14 protein-coding genes are annotated in these 16,729 nt (G+C 68.1%); 7 read left to right on the top strand and 7 right to left on the bottom strand.

The window, feature by feature from the left end; translation table 11 throughout:
• Window positions 1-62 precede the first annotated feature (62 nt).
• On the bottom strand, window positions 63-1,559 hold the full coding sequence (locus ACK59X_RS10750; protein ID WP_409957235.1) for an alkaline phosphatase D family protein: 1,497 nt from the start codon (window positions 1,557-1,559) through the stop codon (window positions 63-65).
• Between the two features lie 246 nt (window positions 1,560-1,805).
• On the opposite strand from ACK59X_RS10750, the gene ACK59X_RS10745 reads away from it, so the two are divergent.
• Window positions 1,806-3,302 (top strand): CHAD domain-containing protein, encoded by a 1,497-nt coding sequence (locus ACK59X_RS10745; protein WP_409957233.1) that lies wholly within the window; start codon window positions 1,806-1,808, stop codon window positions 3,300-3,302.
• A 13-nt stretch (window positions 3,303-3,315) separates the two neighbouring features.
• On the opposite strand, the gene ACK59X_RS10740 is transcribed toward ACK59X_RS10745, so the two are convergent.
• Genes ACK59X_RS10740 through ACK59X_RS10715 form a run of 6 tightly spaced genes read right to left on the bottom strand, consistent with a single transcriptional unit; the run spans window position 3,316 to window position 10,916 of the window.
• Complete coding sequence (locus ACK59X_RS10740; protein ID WP_409957231.1) at window positions 3,316-4,644, bottom strand: TolC family outer membrane protein; 1,329 nt, start codon at window positions 4,642-4,644, stop codon at window positions 3,316-3,318.
• A gap of 55 nt (window positions 4,645-4,699) precedes the next feature.
• Window positions 4,700-5,053: a rhodanese-like domain-containing protein gene (locus ACK59X_RS10735; protein WP_409957229.1), complete on the bottom strand. Its 354-nt coding sequence runs from the start codon at window positions 5,051-5,053 to the stop codon at window positions 4,700-4,702.
• Between the two features lie 24 nt (window positions 5,054-5,077).
• On the bottom strand, window positions 5,078-5,788 hold the full coding sequence (locus ACK59X_RS10730) for a protein-L-isoaspartate O-methyltransferase family protein (protein WP_409957228.1): 711 nt from the start codon (window positions 5,786-5,788) through the stop codon (window positions 5,078-5,080).
• A 23-nt stretch (window positions 5,789-5,811) separates the two neighbouring features.
• Window positions 5,812-9,012 (bottom strand): efflux RND transporter permease subunit, encoded by a 3,201-nt coding sequence (locus ACK59X_RS10725; protein ID WP_409957226.1) that lies wholly within the window; start codon window positions 9,010-9,012, stop codon window positions 5,812-5,814.
• Window positions 9,013-9,018: 6 nt separating this feature from the next.
• The gene (locus ACK59X_RS10720; protein WP_409957224.1) at window positions 9,019-10,200 is read right to left on the bottom strand and encodes an efflux RND transporter periplasmic adaptor subunit; all 1,182 of its coding nucleotides are present in this window, start codon (window positions 10,198-10,200) and stop codon (window positions 9,019-9,021) included.
• A gap of 2 nt (window positions 10,201-10,202) precedes the next feature.
• Window positions 10,203-10,916 carry a TetR/AcrR family transcriptional regulator gene (locus tag ACK59X_RS10715; RefSeq protein WP_409957222.1) on the bottom strand — a complete coding sequence of 238 codons (714 nt, stop codon included), beginning with the start codon at window positions 10,914-10,916 and terminating at the stop codon, window positions 10,203-10,205.
• A 340-nt stretch (window positions 10,917-11,256) separates the two neighbouring features.
• Between ACK59X_RS10715 and ACK59X_RS10710 the strand changes: the two genes are divergently transcribed.
• The 6 genes from ACK59X_RS10710 (at window position 11,257) to ACK59X_RS10685 (ending at window position 16,720) form a co-directional block, all read left to right on the top strand.
• Window positions 11,257-12,072 (top strand): GntR family transcriptional regulator, encoded by an 816-nt coding sequence (locus ACK59X_RS10710; RefSeq protein ID WP_409957220.1) that lies wholly within the window; start codon window positions 11,257-11,259, stop codon window positions 12,070-12,072.
• A 44-nt stretch (window positions 12,073-12,116) separates the two neighbouring features.
• Window positions 12,117-13,319 (top strand): ABC transporter substrate-binding protein, encoded by a 1,203-nt coding sequence (locus ACK59X_RS10705; RefSeq protein ID WP_409957218.1) that lies wholly within the window; start codon window positions 12,117-12,119, stop codon window positions 13,317-13,319.
• Between the two features lie 96 nt (window positions 13,320-13,415).
• Window positions 13,416-14,288, top strand: coding sequence for a branched-chain amino acid ABC transporter permease (locus ACK59X_RS10700; RefSeq protein ID WP_409957216.1), 873 nt, complete (start codon window positions 13,416-13,418; stop codon window positions 14,286-14,288).
• The gene (locus tag ACK59X_RS10695) at window positions 14,285-15,256 is read left to right on the top strand and encodes a branched-chain amino acid ABC transporter permease (RefSeq protein WP_409957214.1); all 972 of its coding nucleotides are present in this window, start codon (window positions 14,285-14,287) and stop codon (window positions 15,254-15,256) included. Before ACK59X_RS10700 ends, ACK59X_RS10695 begins: the two co-directional genes overlap by 4 nt.
• Window positions 15,246-16,007: an ABC transporter ATP-binding protein gene (locus ACK59X_RS10690; RefSeq protein WP_409957212.1), complete on the top strand. Its 762-nt coding sequence runs from the start codon at window positions 15,246-15,248 to the stop codon at window positions 16,005-16,007. Before ACK59X_RS10695 ends, ACK59X_RS10690 begins: the two co-directional genes overlap by 11 nt.
• The gene (locus ACK59X_RS10685; protein ID WP_409957210.1) at window positions 16,004-16,720 is read left to right on the top strand and encodes an ABC transporter ATP-binding protein; all 717 of its coding nucleotides are present in this window, start codon (window positions 16,004-16,006) and stop codon (window positions 16,718-16,720) included. The genes ACK59X_RS10690 and ACK59X_RS10685 overlap by 4 nt, the downstream gene beginning before the upstream one ends.
• The last annotated feature ends 9 nt before the right edge of the window (window positions 16,721-16,729 follow it).

Genomic DNA, 16,729 nt, shown 5'->3' with positions numbered 1-16,729 from the left:
GTCTTTTGCCATGGGAGTCTCTCAGTGGGGTGGGCGGGATTGATTTTGGGGGAACGGGAAATTCATGCGCGCCGGGGTTCCAGCGTCTGGCGGTGGATGGCCTCGCCGGAGGCATCCTTGAGCTGCACGGTGAGCGCCTGGCTCCGGGCATCGACGTCGATCTGGCCGAAGAACTGCAGGCCTGCGAGTGGCGACAGCGTCTGGCCGGGCGGGGCGCCTTTGCTGAAGACGACCTGCGGTCCGAAGGTGTTGTCCATGGGCAGCGGCGCCGCCGTGCCGGCGTGGATGGGGCCGGCCACGAACTCCCAGAAAGGCTCGAAGTCACGGAACTGCGCGCGCGCCGGGTTGTAGTAATGTGCTGCCGCGTAGTGCACATCACCTGCGGTGAAGACCACGTTGCGCACCCGCCCGCGCGCCAGCTGGCGCAGCAGGCGGGCGATTTCCAGTTCGCGGCCCAGGGGCGGACCGTCGCCGTTGGCATTGTTTTCCATGACCTGGGTGCCCTGCGCGTCCTTCAACTGGCTGTCACGCACCAGGGTGCCCAGGGGCATGTCCAGCGAAATCACCTTCCACAGTGCACGCGAGGCCTTGAGTTCACGCAGCAGCCAGTCCACCTGGGTGTTGCCGAAGTAGGCCGTGTCCGCGCTCTCCTGCGGCTGCAGGTTGCTGCTGTTGCCACCCCGGTAGCTGCGCATGTCCGTCACGAACACGTCGAGCAGGGGACCGTAGGGAATGCGCCGGTAGATGCGTTCGGCCTCATCCTGCGCATGCCAGCGCATGGGCGCGTATTCCAGGAAGGCCCGGGTCCCGTAGGCCTGCAGGATGCCGACCTGCTTTTCGGTGTAGTCCTGCCAGGGCCCCAGATCCTTGGATGGGGACCAGTTGTTGGTCACCTCGTGGTCGCTCCAGTTCCAGACCTGCGCCACTTCGGCATTGAAACGGCGCAGGTGCTCGTCCATCAGGTTGTAGCTGTGGCAGCCGCGGAACTCGGCCAGGGTCTGTGCGGGCCGGGACCGTGCCGGCGTGACGATGTTCTTCCAGACCCGGCCGTCTTCGACCACCTTTTGCGCCGCCAGCGGCGTGGTGGCGTAGATCGTGTCCCCCGCATGGAGGAACAGGTCGGGCTCGGCGCGGCGCATGGTCTCGTACAGCGCCATGCCGCCCATGTCGGGGTGGGTGCCGAAGCCCTGGCCGCCCGTGTCGGCCGACCAGATGATGCGGACGTTGCGGCGCATGGCGGGCGCGCTTTGAAAGTGGCCTGCCACCCATTCGCTGGCCAGGGTGGGCTGCCCGGCATCCTGGAACTGGACGCGGTAGAAGATGGTCTGGCCGGGAGGCAGGCCCGTGAGTTCCACCCGGGCTGTCCAATCGCTCACGTCCAGGGCCAGCGGGCCCCTGACGGTGCGGGCGTCGGCAAAGCGCGGCGTCGTATCCCATTGCACCTGCATGCGCGCGGGCCGGTCGGTAGCGCTCCAGACCATGGCGCGGCCGGGAACCACGTCGCCGCTCATGACCCCCTTGGCCAGGGTGGGGCGCTGGGCCTGCGGTGCGGTCTGCACCCAGGCGGTGGCCGCCCGCCAAGGCAATGACAGGATGCCGCAGGCACCCGCAACCGAGCGCAGGACGGCCCTTCTTTTCAGCGGCGACCCCTCCGATATTCTCATTGCCGGTTTCTCTCGCGGTGTCCACGGGGCCGCAGGCGCGAGATATCACGGCACAGGGCATACCTGGAGCCGCCAGCTTAGGATACGAAAATGGCAGATTGATGACAGGCGGGCCTGTTGCGCCAGGGGGACAATAGGCCCATGGAAATCGAATTCAAGTTCAGCATCCCGCCCAAGCGCCTGGCGGCTGTGAAGGCGGCGGCGCGGCGCGGCGGCTCCTCGGCCATCCGCCTCGAGGCGCGCTATTTCGACACGGCGGACAAGGCGCTGTCCTCGCGCGGCATCGCGCTGCGCCTGCGCAAGGAGGGCGAGCAATGGGTGCAGACCGTCAAGGCCATGGGCGATGGCCCGCTGGACCGGGAGGAGCACAACGTCACGCTCGATGCCCCGTCGCCGCTGGCGCGCCCCGCGCTGCATGCTGGGACCAGGGCGGGCGAACGCCTGCGCGCCGCGCTCGACAGCGCGGACGGCCCCCTGGTGGAAACCTACCGCACCGAGATCGACCGCACCACGCGCGATCTGGCCTTCCGGGGCGGCGTGGTCGAACTGGCCTTCGACCTGGGCCGTATCGTCGCGCACGGCGGCTCGCCTCAGGAAAAAGAGACACCGGTTTGCGAGCTTGAGCTGGAGCTCAAGGAGGGCCCGGTGGCGGGTCTGGTGGAGGTGGCGACGCAGTGGGCGGCCCAGTATGGGCTGGTGCTGAACACGGTGTCCAAAGCCGAACGCGGCGAGCGGCTCATGGCCGAACACTGGGCCAGGCCGGCCGCCAAGGCACGCCCCATGGCGTCAGCCAAAAGCCGCAAGCAGTTTCTCCAGGGCCCGAACCTGCAGCGTGCTGCGGTGGCCAACTGCCTGGCGCAGATCCTGGCCAATGCCAGCGAGATCGTGGAGGGTTCGGGCGACGCCACCCATGTGCACCAGTTGCGCATCGGCATCCGCCGCCTGCGCACGGCCTTGCGCGAGCTCGACGCCCTGGCCCCGGGCCGTTTCGACCCTGCCTGGGAGGCGCCCCTGGTGGATGCCTTCCGGGGCCTGGGCGAGTTGCGCGACCGCGACCAGGCGCTGGACGCGATCGGTGCCGAACTGCGCGAGGCGGGCGCACCGCCCGTGGGAGAACAAGCCGCCAGGGCAGCCAGCGCATCCCCGTTCGATATCGTCAGCGCACCGGCCCTGCAGGCCGCGCTGGTTGCGTTGATGGGATTCACGGCCCAGGATTCGGGTCCGCAGGAAGGCGAGGCGCTGGGCCCGGGACAGGCCCGCAAATACCTGGACAAGCGGCTGCATGCGCTGCACGGCAAGATCCACAAGGACACCAGGCGCTTCGCATCGCTCTCGGCCGAGGAGCAGCACAGCGTGCGCAAGCGCTTGAAGCGCCTGCGCTTCCTGGCCGAATTCGTGGCGCCCGTGCTTGAAGGGGAGGGGGGCAAGTTCCTGGAAAGCCTGCAGCCGGCGCTGTCGGCGCTGGGGCGGCTCAACGACGAGCAGGTGGCCCGCGGCATCTACCGCGAGATGGCCGCCAGCGATCCCCAGGCCTGGTTCAGCGTCGGCTGGCTGGCGGCGCGCCGCGAGGGGGTGGTCAAGGCGACGAAGAAGGCGCTCGCCAAGATCGGCGAGCCGCCCCGTTTTCGCCGGATCTGAAATCTACGTACGCTCAGGGCGTCAGCAGCGCATTGATGGCCTGCACGTCTTCGAGCGTGAGCGTGCCGGCGGCCTGGCGCAGCTTGAGCGTGCCCAAGAGCACGTTGTAGCGCGCCTGGGCCAGGTCGCGCTTGGTCTGGAACAGCTGGCTCTGGGCGTTGAGCACGTCGATGTTGATGCGCACACCCACCTGGTAGCCGAGCTTGTTGGCGTCGAGCGCGCTCTGGCTCGATGCCTCGGCGGCCTGCAGGGCCTGCACCTGGCCCTGGCCCGATTGAACGCCGAAGAAGGCGGCGCGCGTGGCCTGGGCGACGTTGCGGCGCGTGGTCTCCAGGTCGGCGCTGGCCTTTTCTTCCAGCGCCAGGGTTTCCTTGATGCGGTTCTGCACCGAGAAGCCGGCGTACAGCGGCAGGTTCAGGGCCAGGCCCACGCTGGCGTTGTTGGTGCGGCTGTTGATGCCCGGGGTGGTGATGGTGCCGGTGGGGTTGCGCTGGATGTTGTAGCCGGCCTGCAGGTCCACGGTGGGCAGGTGGCCGGTCTCGGCCTTCTTCGTTTCCAGGCGCGCGATATCGAGGGCGATCTGGGCCTGGCGCACGCCGGGCTGCAGTTCGCGCGCCGTGTCCACCCAGGTCACCACGTTGTCGGGCTGCACGGGCGGCAGTTGCAGGGGCAGTGCCAGCGGCTTGGGCTGGGTGCCGGTAATGCCCACCAGTTGGTCCAGCGCGAGCTTTTTCACACGCCGGTCGTTCTCGGCCGCGCTCTCCTGGGCGATCACCAGGTCGTAGCGGGCCTGGGCCTCGCGCGAGTCGGTCACCGTGGAGGTGCCGACTTCGAAATTGCGCTTGGCCGAGGCCAGCTGCTCCGACACGGCGGCCTTCTGCGCCTGTACGAAGGTCAGCGTGTCCTGCGCGGCCAGCACGTCGAAGTAGGCCTGGCTCACGCGCACCAGCAGGTCCTGGCTGGCGGCATCGAGCTGCGCCTGGGCCACGTCCACGCCGCGCTGGGCCTGTTCCAGGTTGATGCGGTTGGCCGGGCGGTACAGGGGCTGCGAGGCGTTCACGCCCAGGGTCTGGGTGGTGGCGGTCTTCTCCACCGGCGGGCGGCTCACATCGGTGTTGGCGCGCGAGAGGCCGGCCGAAAGGCCGGCGCTGGGCAGCAGGCCGGCGCGGGCCTGGTCGGCGCGGCGCGCGGCCGCATCGAGCTGCAGCCGGGCCGACTGCCAGGAGGTGTCATAGGTGCGCGCGGATTCCAGCAGTTCCATCAGGCTCTGGGCCTGTGCGGGAGCGCACAAGGCCATGCCCAGCGCAAGGGACAGGGGAAGTAACCGAAACAACGGTGTCATGGGTGCCTTTCAGGAGAGTCTGCATGTCGAAGGGGTGCGAAAGCGGGCGCGCATCTCAGTAGCGGGGCACGGCCGGGTCGCGCTCGTGCGACCACGCGTCGATGCCGCCACTGATGTTGGCCAGGCGCTCGAAACCCTGTTGCTCCAGGAACGCCGCCACGCGCAGGCTGCGCGCACCGTGGTGGCACAGGCAGGCGATGGGCGTGCCCGCATCGCGGGCGGCATCGAGTTCGGCCAGGCGGCCGGTGAGCTGGCCCATGGGGATGGCCACCAGCTCGAACCCGTCAGCGCGCACGCTGGCCGTCTGCAGTTCCCAGGGCTCGCGCACATCCAGCACCACGGGCCGGCTGCCAGCGGGGGCGGTGGCGAACCAGGCGGCGAGTTGGGCGGGGCGGATGTGCTCGATCATGCAAAAAACTCCAGAAAAGGCAGGTCAGAAAGTGAAGCCGGAGGGTTCGGGGAAGTTCACCAGGCGCGGCGCGATGGTGTCCCAGGGCGACGTGGTCTCGAAGCGGTCGCCGCTGCGGCGGGTCAGGGTGAAGCGCATCACGGGATCGCTGCCCACGATGGCGCCCAGGCGGCCGCCATCGCGCAGTTGCGAGAGCAGGGCTTGGGGCACTTCGGCCACGGAGCCGCTGAGCACGATCACGTCGAAGGGGCCATCGGTGGCGCCTTGCGAGCCGTCGGCCAGGCGCACTTCGACATTGCGCACTTCAGCGCCAAGCAGGTTCTCACGGGCCATCTCGGCCAGTTCGGGCACGATTTCCAGCGACACCACGCTCTGGGCGCGGGCGGCCAGCAGGGCGGCCATGTAGCCGGAGCCGGCGCCGATCTCCAGCACGCGGTCGGTCGGCTTGATGGCCAGGTCCTGCAGCATGCGGGCTTCCACGCGCGGCTGCAGCATGCTGTGGCCGGCGCGCACGGCGTCCTCGGCATCGCTGCCCTGCAGAGGCACCTCGATGTCCATGAAGGCCATGCTGCGGTAAGCCGGCGGCACGAAGTCTTCGCGGCGCACCACGGCCAGCAGGTCGAGCACGTCGGCATCGAGCACGTTCCAGGGGCGGATCTGCTGCTCGATCATGTTGTAGCGGGCCTGGACGATGGGATCGTTGGGGTTGGCCGAGGTGTTCAGGGGCAAGGTCATGGAAGTTCTCCGTGGGGCGGGTGTCAGGACAAACCCTCGATTTTACGGGCCTCCGGGGTCGGTTGGCCGCGACCCATGCGCGCCAGGGCCCAGCGCGCCAGATCGTCCATGTAGCAATACACCACCGGCACGACCACCAACGTGAGCAGCGAGGAGGTGATGACCCCCCCGATCACGGCCTGGCCCATGGGCGCGCGCTGCTCGGAACCCTCCGACAGCGCGAAGGCCAGCGGCACCATGCCGAAGATCATGGCCAGCGTGGTCATGAGGATGGGGCGCAGGCGCACGCGGGCGGCCAGCAGCAGGGCCTCGGCCCGGGGCAGGCCGGGCACGGTGGCGCCGCTGTCGTCCACATGCTCCTCGCGGGCGCGGATGGCGAAGTCCACCAGCAAAATGGCATTCTTGGTCACCAGGCCCATGAGCATCACCACGCCGATGATGGAGAACATCGACAGGGTGGAGCGGAACATCATGAGCGCCAGCACCACGCCGATCAGCGTGAGCGGCAGCGAGGTCATGAGCGCCAGCGGCTGTAGAAAGCTCCTGAACTGGCTGGCCAGGATCATGTAGATGAAGACGATGGCCAGCACCAGGGCCGAGATGGCGTAGCCGAAGGATTCGGCCATGTTCTTGGTGGAGCCACCGAACTGGTAGCGGTAGCCGGGCGGGAAGTGCACCTCGTCCAGCGCCTTCTTGATGTCGGCCGACACCTCGCCGGCCGAGCGCTGCGACACGTTGGCATTGATGGCGACCTCGCGCGTCAGGTCGCGGCGGTTGATCTGGTTGGCGCCGGTGGACTCCCTCACCGCGGCCACCTGGTTCAGGCGCACGACGCGCGAGCTGCCATCGGCGGCCGAGGCCATGGCAAAGGGCAGGCGTTCCAGGTCCTGCGGGGCGGTGCGGGCCTCGGGCGCCAGGCGCACGTTCACGTCGTAGGTCTGGTCGTCGGGTGCGCGCCAGTTGCCCACCGTGGTGCCTGCCACCAGGGTGCGCAGCGATGCCGCCATCTGCGCCACCGACAGGCCCAGGTCCGAGGCCGCGTCGCGCTTGATGTCCAGGGCGATCACCGGCTTGTTGGGCTTGGCGCTGGTATCGAGGTCCACCAGGCCGGGGATGGTGCGGATCTTCTCGGTCACGGTGCGCGTCAGGCGCTCCAGCTCCTGCAGGTCGGGGCCCTGCAGCGAGAACTCCACCTGTTTCTGGCCGCCCACGGCATCCAGCAGGCCCACGTGCGTGACGGTGATGCCCGGTACGGTCTTCAGGCGCTCGCGCAGCACGTCGGACATGGCGTCCACGCTGCGCTCGCGGTCCGTGCGGTCCACCAGGCGCACGTAGATGCTGGCGTAGATCTTTCCCTGGGCATTGCCGGTGTTGATGGTGGACAGCGTGTAGCGCACCTCGGGCATCTCGTGCAGCATGGCCTCCACCTGGGCCGCCGTGGCCTCGGTGCCCTCCAGCGACGAGCCCACGGGCGTGTAGAAGTTGATCGAGGTCTCGGAGAAATCCGCCTTGGGCACGAACTCGGTGCCCAAGAGCGGCACCATGAAGATGCTCAGCACGAAGATGCCCACGGCGATCGCCATGGTGGTCAGCTTGTGCACCAGCGACCAGCGCAGGATGTGCTGGTAGCCCTCGGCCAGCGCATCGGTGGCGCGGTCGAACCAGCCCGTGACGCGGCCGATGGTCTTGTCGTAGAAGGTGACGGGCTCGGTCTTCTGCCCATGGCTGTGGATGCTCGGGTCGTGCCAGATGCTCGACAGCATCGGATCGAGCGTGAAGCTCACGAACATCGAGATCATCACCGCCGCGACGATGGTGATGCCGAACTCGTGGAAGAACTTGCCGATGATGCCGCCCATGAAACCGATGGGCATGAACACCGCCACGATGGACAGGGTGGTGGCCAGCACCGCCAGGCCGATCTCCTGTGTGCCGTCCATGGCCGCGTCGTAAGCGCCTTTGCCCATCTGCACATGGCGCACGATGTTCTCGCGCACCACGATGGCATCGTCGATCAAGAAGCCCACGCACAGGCTCAGCGCCATCAGCGTGATCATGTTGATGGTGAAGCCGAACATGTTCATGAACAAAAAGGTGCCGATCAGTGCGATCGGCAGCGTCAGCCCGGTGATGACGGTGGAGCGCCAGGAGTTCAGGAACAGGAAGACGATCAGCACCGTGAGGATGGCGCCCTCGATCAGCGTCTGGCGCACGTTGTTCACCGCCACGCGGATCGGACGGGCGCTGTCGCCGATGGTCTCCAGCCGCACGCCGGGTGGCAACTGGTTGCGCAGCTCCACCACCGCGGCGTTCAGGCCGTCCACCACCTCGATGGTGTTCTCGCCCTGCGACTTCTGCACCGACAGCAGCAGCGTGCGCTGGCCGTTGTACAGGGCCAGGCTCTCCACCTCCTGCGCGCCATCGTTGACGCGGGCCACCTGGTCCAGGCGCACGGGCGCGCCGTTCTTGCGCGCCACGATGATGCGGCCGAAATCCTCGGGCCGCTGCATGCGCGCGTCGATCTGCACCACACGCTCCTGCGCCAGCGAGCGGATGGCGCCCACGGGCAGGTCCTGGTTCTCGTTGCGCACGGCACTGGCCACCTGGTCCGGCGTCACGCCGAAGGCTTCCAGCGCCTGAGGGTTCAGGTAGATGTTGATCTCGCGCTTGGTGGCGCCCACCAGGTTCACGGCGCCCACGCCGCGCACGTTCTCCAGGCGCTTCTTGAGGATCTGCTCGGCCCAGGTGGTCAGTTCCACCGCGCTGCGCGTGGTGCCTGCCTTCTCGTCCGGCAGCACGGCCAGCGACCACACGGCACGGCTGGCGGGGTCGAAGCGCAGCACGCGTGGCTCCTTGACCTCGGTGCGCAGCAGGGGGCGCACCGTGGCCACCTTCTCGCGCACGTCCTCGGCGGCCTTGCGGCCATCGATGTGCAACTGGAACTCGATGATGACGACGGCCGTGCCCTCGTAGCTGCGCGAGGTCAGGGCGTTGATGCCGGCGATCGAGTTGACGCCTTCCTCGATCTTCTTGGTGACCTCGCTCTCGACGATCTCGGGCGAGGCGCCCGGGTAGTCCACCGTGACCACCACCACCGGGAAGTCGATGTTGGGGAACTGATCCACCTTCAGGCGCTGGTAAGAAAAGAGGCCCAGCACCACGATGGCGAGCATCACCATGGTGGCGAACACCGGGTTCTTGAGACTGACCTTGGTGAACCACATGGCGGATCAGGGCGCGGGGCGCGATGCGGCGGTCGCGGCGGAGGCCGCTGCAGCGGGGGACGCCGCCTTGGTGACGGCCGTGCCTTCGCGCAACTGGCCCATGCGGCCCGAGACCACCACCGTGCCTTCGGGCGCGCCTTCGATGGCCACCACGGTCTGGCCATCGACCACGGCGCGCGCGCCGGCCTTGACCGGTAGGTAGGCCACCTTGCCGTCCCGCACGGCCTGGATGTAGGGCGCGGGCTTGTCGGTGCGCACTGCGTCCAGCGGCACGGTCAGCACCTCGGCGCGGCCGGTGTCCAGCATGCCCTGTACGAACAGGCCCTGGCGCAGCACGGGCGCGCCGCGGTTCTGCGCGATGGCCAGGTAGACCGGCACCGTGCGGCTGCCGGCCTGGGCGCTGGGGTTGATGCGGGCCACCGTGGCCACCACGGGCTCGGTGCTGCCTTCGATCTGCAACTGCGCCTTCTGGCCCACGCGCACGGCCAGCGAGTCGGCCGGGCTCAGCAGGGCTTCGAGTTCCAGGCGCGACAGGTCGACCACCTCCAGCACGCGGCCATCGATGGGCATGCGCTCGCCGGGCTGGGCCAGGCGCTGCGACACCTGTCCCGTGATGGGGCTGCGCAGCACGGTGTCGTCCAGCGACTTCTTGGCCACGTCGGCGGCGGCCAGCGCGGCGCGGTAGGTCGATTGGGCCGACTCCAGGCTGGCCTGCGAGGTGACCAGCGCCGTGGCCGAGATGAAGCCCTGGTTCACCAGCGCCTGGTTGTTGGTGACCGTGCGCTGGTTGATGTCCACCTGCGCCCGGGCCGCATCGGCCTGCTGCTGCGCCTGGCGCAGGCGGGCCTGGGATTCGGTGGCCTCGATGCGGGCCAGCACCTGGCCGGCGCGCACGCTGTCGCCTTCGCGCACAGTGAGGCCCTGCAATTCACCGGCCACGCGCGCCTTGACCATGGCCGATTCGGTGGCGCGCAGCGAGCCGGACACCGGGATGCCCAGCACCAGGTTCCTGCGCACCACGCCCACCAGTTCGCTGGCGGCCAGCTGCATGGGCGCCTCGGCGCGCTGGCTGGCCGCCTGCGCCAGGGCCTTTTGCTGGGCCTGGCGTGCGGCCATGGCGCGCCATGCGCCACCACCCACCAGCACGACAACGGCGGCCGCAGCCAGCCAGGGAATCCAGCGTTTCATGGTCAGGCCGCAGAGGAAGAGGAGGGGGGAGGGGAGGAGTACGCGGGCGCGAAAGGCCCTGTTTCCGGTCGGGCGCACAGGCCGTAGAGCACGTTGTCGACCTGCGCATCGATGAACTTCTCGGGCGCGAGATCCAGGGCATCGGGCATGCAGGCCGCCATGGTGTGCTTCCAGAGCATGAGAAAGATCATGGGCGCCAGCACCACGTGCACGGCGTGGTCGAGGTCCACCGGGCGGAACTCTCCCCGTTCCACGCCACGGCGCAGGATGCGTCGCACCAAGTCCTGGCCCGGCCGTATCACCTCCTGCTGGTAGAAGAGCGTGATCTCGGGAAAATTCTGCGATTCGCTGAACATCAGCTTGGTGATGCCCGACGCCTTGGTGGCGCCGATGCGCTCCCACCAGACCTGGTAGCAGTAGCGCAGCAGCTCGCCGGTCGTGCCCTCGAAGGTTTCGAGTTCGTGGCTCCATTCCTCGAAACGGCCGGCGATGTTCTGGCGCACCACGGCCTTGAACAGCTCTTCCTTGCTCGGAAAGTAGAGGAACAGGGTGCCCTTGGACACCCCGGCGCGCGCAGCCACGTCGTCCACCCGGGTCGCGGCAAAGCCTTTCTCGACGAACAGGTCTAGCGCCGCTTCCAGCAGTTCGCCGGGGCGGGCTTCCTTGCGGCGCTCGCGTTTGGTGCCGGCAGAAGGGGGGGTGGGGGCGGTGCTCAAAGGGTCTTCTAAATTAATGACTGACTGGTTAGTAATATAGCAAGCACCGCCGGGCGCGTCAATTGAGCGATGCCATCGCCCATGCAGAAAGCATTGACGGCGCACGGGTTCGGGTAAACCCCGGGCCACCCACCCAAGCTGCCCGCGAGGCCGCTTGTGGGCCCGGCAGCAGGCCGCCCCAAGACAGTGCGGCAGGTCTCGAAAAGCCCCATCGGTGTGCGCAGTCATGCTCCAAAAAAGGGAGCATCTTGGGCCTTGCCGCTCTCTGGCGCAAATGTCCCTAAAACAGGACCAATCAGGCTTAAATGTCTTATTGACAGGACATTAGGCATGTACCACCATGCGGGCCATGTCCTCGTCGTCCAAGCTGCCGCTGCCCAAGTACCACCAGATCTACCTGGTGCTGCGCGAGCAGCTGCAGGAGGGCCACTTCGCCGCCGGCCTGCCGGGCGAACTGGCGCTGATGCAGCAGTTCTCGGTGGCCCGTGTCACAGTGCGCCGCGCTTTGGAACTGCTGCAGGGCGAGGGCCTGATCTCGCGCGAACCCGGCCGGGGCACCCGCCCCGTGGTCGCGTCCGCTGCAGAGCAGGGCCTGCCCCAGGGCAGCCTGCACAGCAACCGCGCCCAGCTCACCGGCCTGCTGGAAAACCTGGTCAGCATGGGCCTGCGCACCTCGGTCAAGGTGCTCGACGTGGAGACCGTGACCGCCTCGCGCGCCGTGGCCGGTGCCCTGCAGATCGCCGTGGGCGATGCCGTGCAGAAGGCGGTGCGGGTGCGCAGCACGCGCGAAGGCCCGCTCTCGCACATCACCACCTATGTGCCGGCCGAAATCGCCCGCCAGTTCGGCCGGCGCGAGCTGGCGCGCAAGCCCATCCTGGTGCTGCTGGAGGAATCGGGCGTCAGGGTGGGGCGTGCCCACCAGACCATTTCCGCCAAGCTGGCCGACGCCGTGGTGGCGCGCCACCTCGACGTGGCGGTGGGCTCGGCCCTGCTGGCCGTGCGCCGCCTGATCTACGACGACCAGGAGCGCCCCGTGCAATGGCTGCACGGCTTGTACCGGCCGGACCGCTACGAATACGAGATGCAGCTGTCCCGCGTGGGCAGCATCGATGCCAAGGTCTGGGTCAGCAAAGAGCTGTCGGCCCAGTTCCACTGAAGAACACAACAACCACCCCGACCCACCATCCAAGGAGTACGCCCATGAGCAATCGCCGCCATTTCCTGTCCCAGTCGGCCGCCGCCGCATCGGCCCTGGCCTTCCCTTTGGTGGGCGGCGCGCAGGCCAAGGCCGTCAAGGTGGGCGTACTGCACCCGGTGACGGGCGCGCTGGCCTATTCGGGCCAGCAGTGCCGAGAGGGCGCGGTGATGGCCATCGAGGACATCAACAAGGCCGGCGGCATCAAGTCCCTGGGCGGTGCCAAGCTCGAGGCCCTGCTGGGCGACGCGCAGTCGCAGCCCCAGGCCGGTGCGGCCGAGGTCGAGAAGATGAACCAGGCCGGCGTGTCCGCCGTGGTGGGCGCCTTTGCCTCCGCCATCTGCCTGGCGACCACGCAGGCCGCCGCCAAGTACAACCTGCCGCACATCGTGGACGTGGGCGTGGCCGACCAGATCGTGGAGCGCGGCCTGAAGAACACCTTCCGCTTCGGCCCCGGCTACAAGAAGTGCACCGAGACCGCCATGGCCAACCTGCACGTGCTCAACACCGCGGCCGGCAAGCCCGCCAAGACGGTGATGGTGATCCACGAGGAGTCGCTGTTCGGCTCGGGCACGGCGCAGCTGCTGTCGCGCGAGCTGCCGGGCTATGGCTACGAGGTCAAGGAAGTGGTCAAGCACGCCAACCCCACGCGCGACTTCAACAACATCGTGCTGCGCATGAAGGCGGTGAACCCCGACATCGTGATCCCCGCCAACTACTACAACGAGTACGCGCTGCTGGTGCGCACCATGCAGCAGCAGAAGGTCACGCCCAAGGCCATCTACTCGGTGCTGGGTGGTGCCGCGTCGAGCTACAAGTTCGTCAAGGAGTTCCCGGAGGCAGCCAACGGCATCATCGACTGCAACCACTGGTTCAACCCCAAGGACAAGCGCGCCCAGGACCTCAAGAAGCGCGTGGAGGCCAAGGGCCTGTTCTTCAGCTACGAGCTGTTCATGACCTACACCAGCATGTGGCTGCTGGCCGATGCGCTGGAGCGCGCCAAGTCCGCGGACCGCGCCGCCATCATCGACGCGCTGGAAAAGAGCACGTTTGCCGAGCACATCATGCCCTACGGCCCCACGAAGTTCGTGGCCGGGCAGAACCAGGGCGCCCAGCCGCTCATGACCCAGGTGCTGAACAAGGACATCAAGGTCATCATCCCGCGCGACTACCGCGAAGCGGACCCGCTCTTCCCCCTGAAGGCCTGAGAACTCCCACTTTTCGGCCATGCACAGGCTCGCGAGGTACCAGAAATCGCTGGTGCCGGGCCGCGCCTTCGCCTGAATGCCGCGCACACCACCTCCATGTTCGATCTCAGCATTCTCTTCCCCTCGGTCCTCAATGGGCTGACGACCGGCGCGGTCTACGCGCTGATCGCCCTGGGCCTCACCTTGATCTACGGCGTGCTGCACATCATCAACTTCGCGCACGGCGCGTCGCTGATGCTGGCGCTGTACGCCGTCTACCTGCTCAAGCAGCACTGGGGGATCGACCCCTACCTGGCGCTGCCCATCCTCGTGCCCGGCATGTTCGTGCTGGGCTATGGGCTGCAGCGCATGGTCATCAACCGCGCCAGCCACGGCAAGGACGAGAACATCCTGCTGGTCACGCTGGGCATCTCCATCGTGATGGAGAACCTGGCCCTGCTGTTCTTCAAGTCCGACACGCGCACCATCGAGACGGCCTACACCCTGACCACCGTGGCCATCGGCCCGGCCATGATCGCGCTGCCCAAGCTGGTGTCCTTCGCCGGGGCGCTGGTGGTCTCGGGCCTGCTGCTGTGGATCGTGGGGCGCACCGACCTGGGCCGCGCCATCCGCGCCGTGGCGCGCGAGAAGCACGGCGCCAAGCTCATGGGCATCCATGTGGACCATGTCTACGCCATGAGCTTCGGCATCGGCCTGGCCTGCCTGGGCGCGGCCGCATGCTTTCTGCTGCCGGCCTACTACGTCAACCCGCAGGTGGGCAGCGGCTTCGTGCTGGTGGCATTCACCATCGTCGTGCTCGGCGGCATGGGCAGCTTTGCCGGTGCGCTGGTGGGCGGATTGCTGATCGGGGTGGTCGAATCGCTCGGCGGCCTGTACCTGGGCGAATCGCTGGGGCAGATCGGCATCTTCGCCATCTTCATCGCCGTGCTGCTGTTCCGCCCGCAGGGCCTGTTCGGAGCCCGGCAATGAAGCAGCTCGCATCCATCGCACTTTTCGTGCTGGCCGTGTCGGCCATCACCCTGGCGTCCGATTCGGGCGTGTTGCTCAACTTCGTCATGATGTCCCTGTACGCGGCGCTGCTGGCGCAGGCCTGGAACATCCTGGGCGGCTTCGGCGGGCAGTTCTCGTTCGGCCACGCGCTGTTCTTCGGCACGGGGGCCTACATCCAGGCCATCGCGCAGATGCAGGGCGGCATCAACCCCTGGCTGGCCCTGCCCATGGCGGTGGGTGGCAGCGCGCTGGTGGGGCTGTTCGTGGGCGGGCTGTCGTTCCGCTACGGGCTCAAGGGCTCGTACTTCGCGCTGGTCACGCTGGCGTTCGCCGAGGTGTTCCGCATCCTGGCGCTGTCGGTGCCGTTCACCGGCGCGGGCGTGGGGTTGATGCTGCCGCTCAAGGAATCGCTCTCCAACATGCAGTTCGGCTCGCGCAAGGGCTATGTCTTCCTGATCCTGGCGCTGGTCACCCTGGCGCTGCTGGCCAGTTGGTGGCTGCGCAACTCGCGCTTCGGTGCCTGGCTGCAGGCCGTGCGCGACAACGAGGATGCGGCCCGCGCCGTGGGCGTCAACCCCTTCCGCGTCAAACTGGGTGCCATCGCGCTGTCGGGCGGCTTCATGGGCGCGGCCGGGGCGTTCTATGTGCAGGTGTTCCAGTACATCGACCCGGGCATCGCCTACGGCTCGGCCACGTCGGTGGAGGCCTTGGTGGCGGCCATCGTGGGCGGCATCGGTACCGTCTGGGGTCCGGTTCTCGGCGCCCTGGTATTGCACGTGCTGGCCGACCTCACGCGCAACCTGTTCGGCCAACTGCCCGGGATCAACATGGTGATCTACGGCACGGTGCTGGTGCTCATCGTCATGTTCCTGCCGCGCGGCATCGCGGGGCTGGGCCAGTCGGTGGTGGACCTGTGGAAACGATCGGGAGGCCGCCATGGCCAATGAACTGTTGACCCTTAGCGGCGTGGGCAAGTCCTTCGGCGGCCTCAAGGCCGTGCAGAACGTGAGCCTCACCGTGCCCGAAGGCACGCTGACGGCGCTGATCGGCCCCAACGGCGCCGGCAAGACCACCTTGTTCGCGCTGATGAGCGGCTTCGTGCGGCCCGACACGGGCAGCGTGAGCCTGGCCGGGCAGGACATCACCGGCCAGGCCCCGTACCTGAATGCCCGGCTGGGCATGGCGCGCACCTTCCAGATCGTGCAGCCCTTCGCTGCCCAGACCGTGCGCGAGAACATCGCCGTGGGCGCCCACCTGCACGAGCCGCGCCGCGCCGCCGCCCTGGCACTGGCCACCGACGTGGCCGCACGTGTGGGCCTGGCCGCGCAACTGGACAAGCCCGCCTCGGACCTCACCGTGGCCGGGCGCAAGCGGCTGGAGCTGGCGCGAGCCCTGGCCACCCGGCCGCGCCTCTTGCTGCTCGACGAGGTGCTGGCCGGACTCAACCCGCAGGAGATTGCCGAGATGATTCCCGTGGTGCGCGGCATTGCCCAGGGCGGCGTGACGGTGCTGATGATCGAGCACGTCATGCAGGCCGTGATGAACCTGGCCGAGCACGTCTGGGTGCTGGCCCAGGGCCAGCTGATTGCCGAGGGCAGCCCTGCCACTGTGACATCCGACGAACGCGTGATCGAGGCCTACCTGGGCCATGGCACGGCCGCGCGCCTGCGCGCCGCCGCCGCGAAGGAGGCCGCATGAACACGGCTCCCTTGCTCGGCATCACCGGCCTGCGCGGCGGCTATGGCCGCGTCGAGGTGCTGCGCGGTGTCGACCTCACGGTCAACCCTGGCGAAACCGTGGCCCTGCTGGGCAGCAATGGCGCCGGCAAGTCCACCCTCAACAACGTGGTCTGCGGCATCTACAAGGCCTGGGCCGGCACGGTCGCCTTCGGCGGCGCGGACCTGAGCGGCGCGCACTACACCGAGGTCGTCAAGGCCGGGCTGATCCAGGTGCCCGAGGGGCGCAAGATCTTCCCCAATCTCAGCGTGCTGGAGAACCTCTCGCTGGGCAGCTTCACCCGCGCCCGGGAGCGGCGGGCCGAGAACATCGACAAGGTGTTCGCGACCTTCCCGCGCCTCAAGGAACGCACCGGCCAACTGGCCGGCACCATGAGCGGCGGCGAGCAGCAGATGCTGGCCATCGGCCGGGGCCTCATGGCCGAGCCGCGCCTCTTGATCCTGGACGAACCCTCGCTGGGCCTGTCGCCGCTGCTGGTCGAGGAGATGTTCGGCCTGATCCGGCAACTGCGCTCCACCGGCCTGGCCGTGCTGCTGGTCGAGCAGAACGTGGGCCAGTCGCTGGAGATCGCCGACCGCGCCTATGTGATGGAGAACGGGAGCATCCGGTTTGCCGGCGCCCCTGGCGAACTGCTACGCAGCGACGAACTGCGCCGGGCCTACCTGGGCCTCTGACAAAAAGGA

Origin of the sequence: Acidovorax sp. (assembly GCF_046339755.1) — a bacterium.
GTDB lineage: Bacteria > Pseudomonadota > Gammaproteobacteria > Burkholderiales > Burkholderiaceae_C > Acidovorax.
This window is presented reverse-complemented; position numbering and strand designations above follow the sequence as displayed.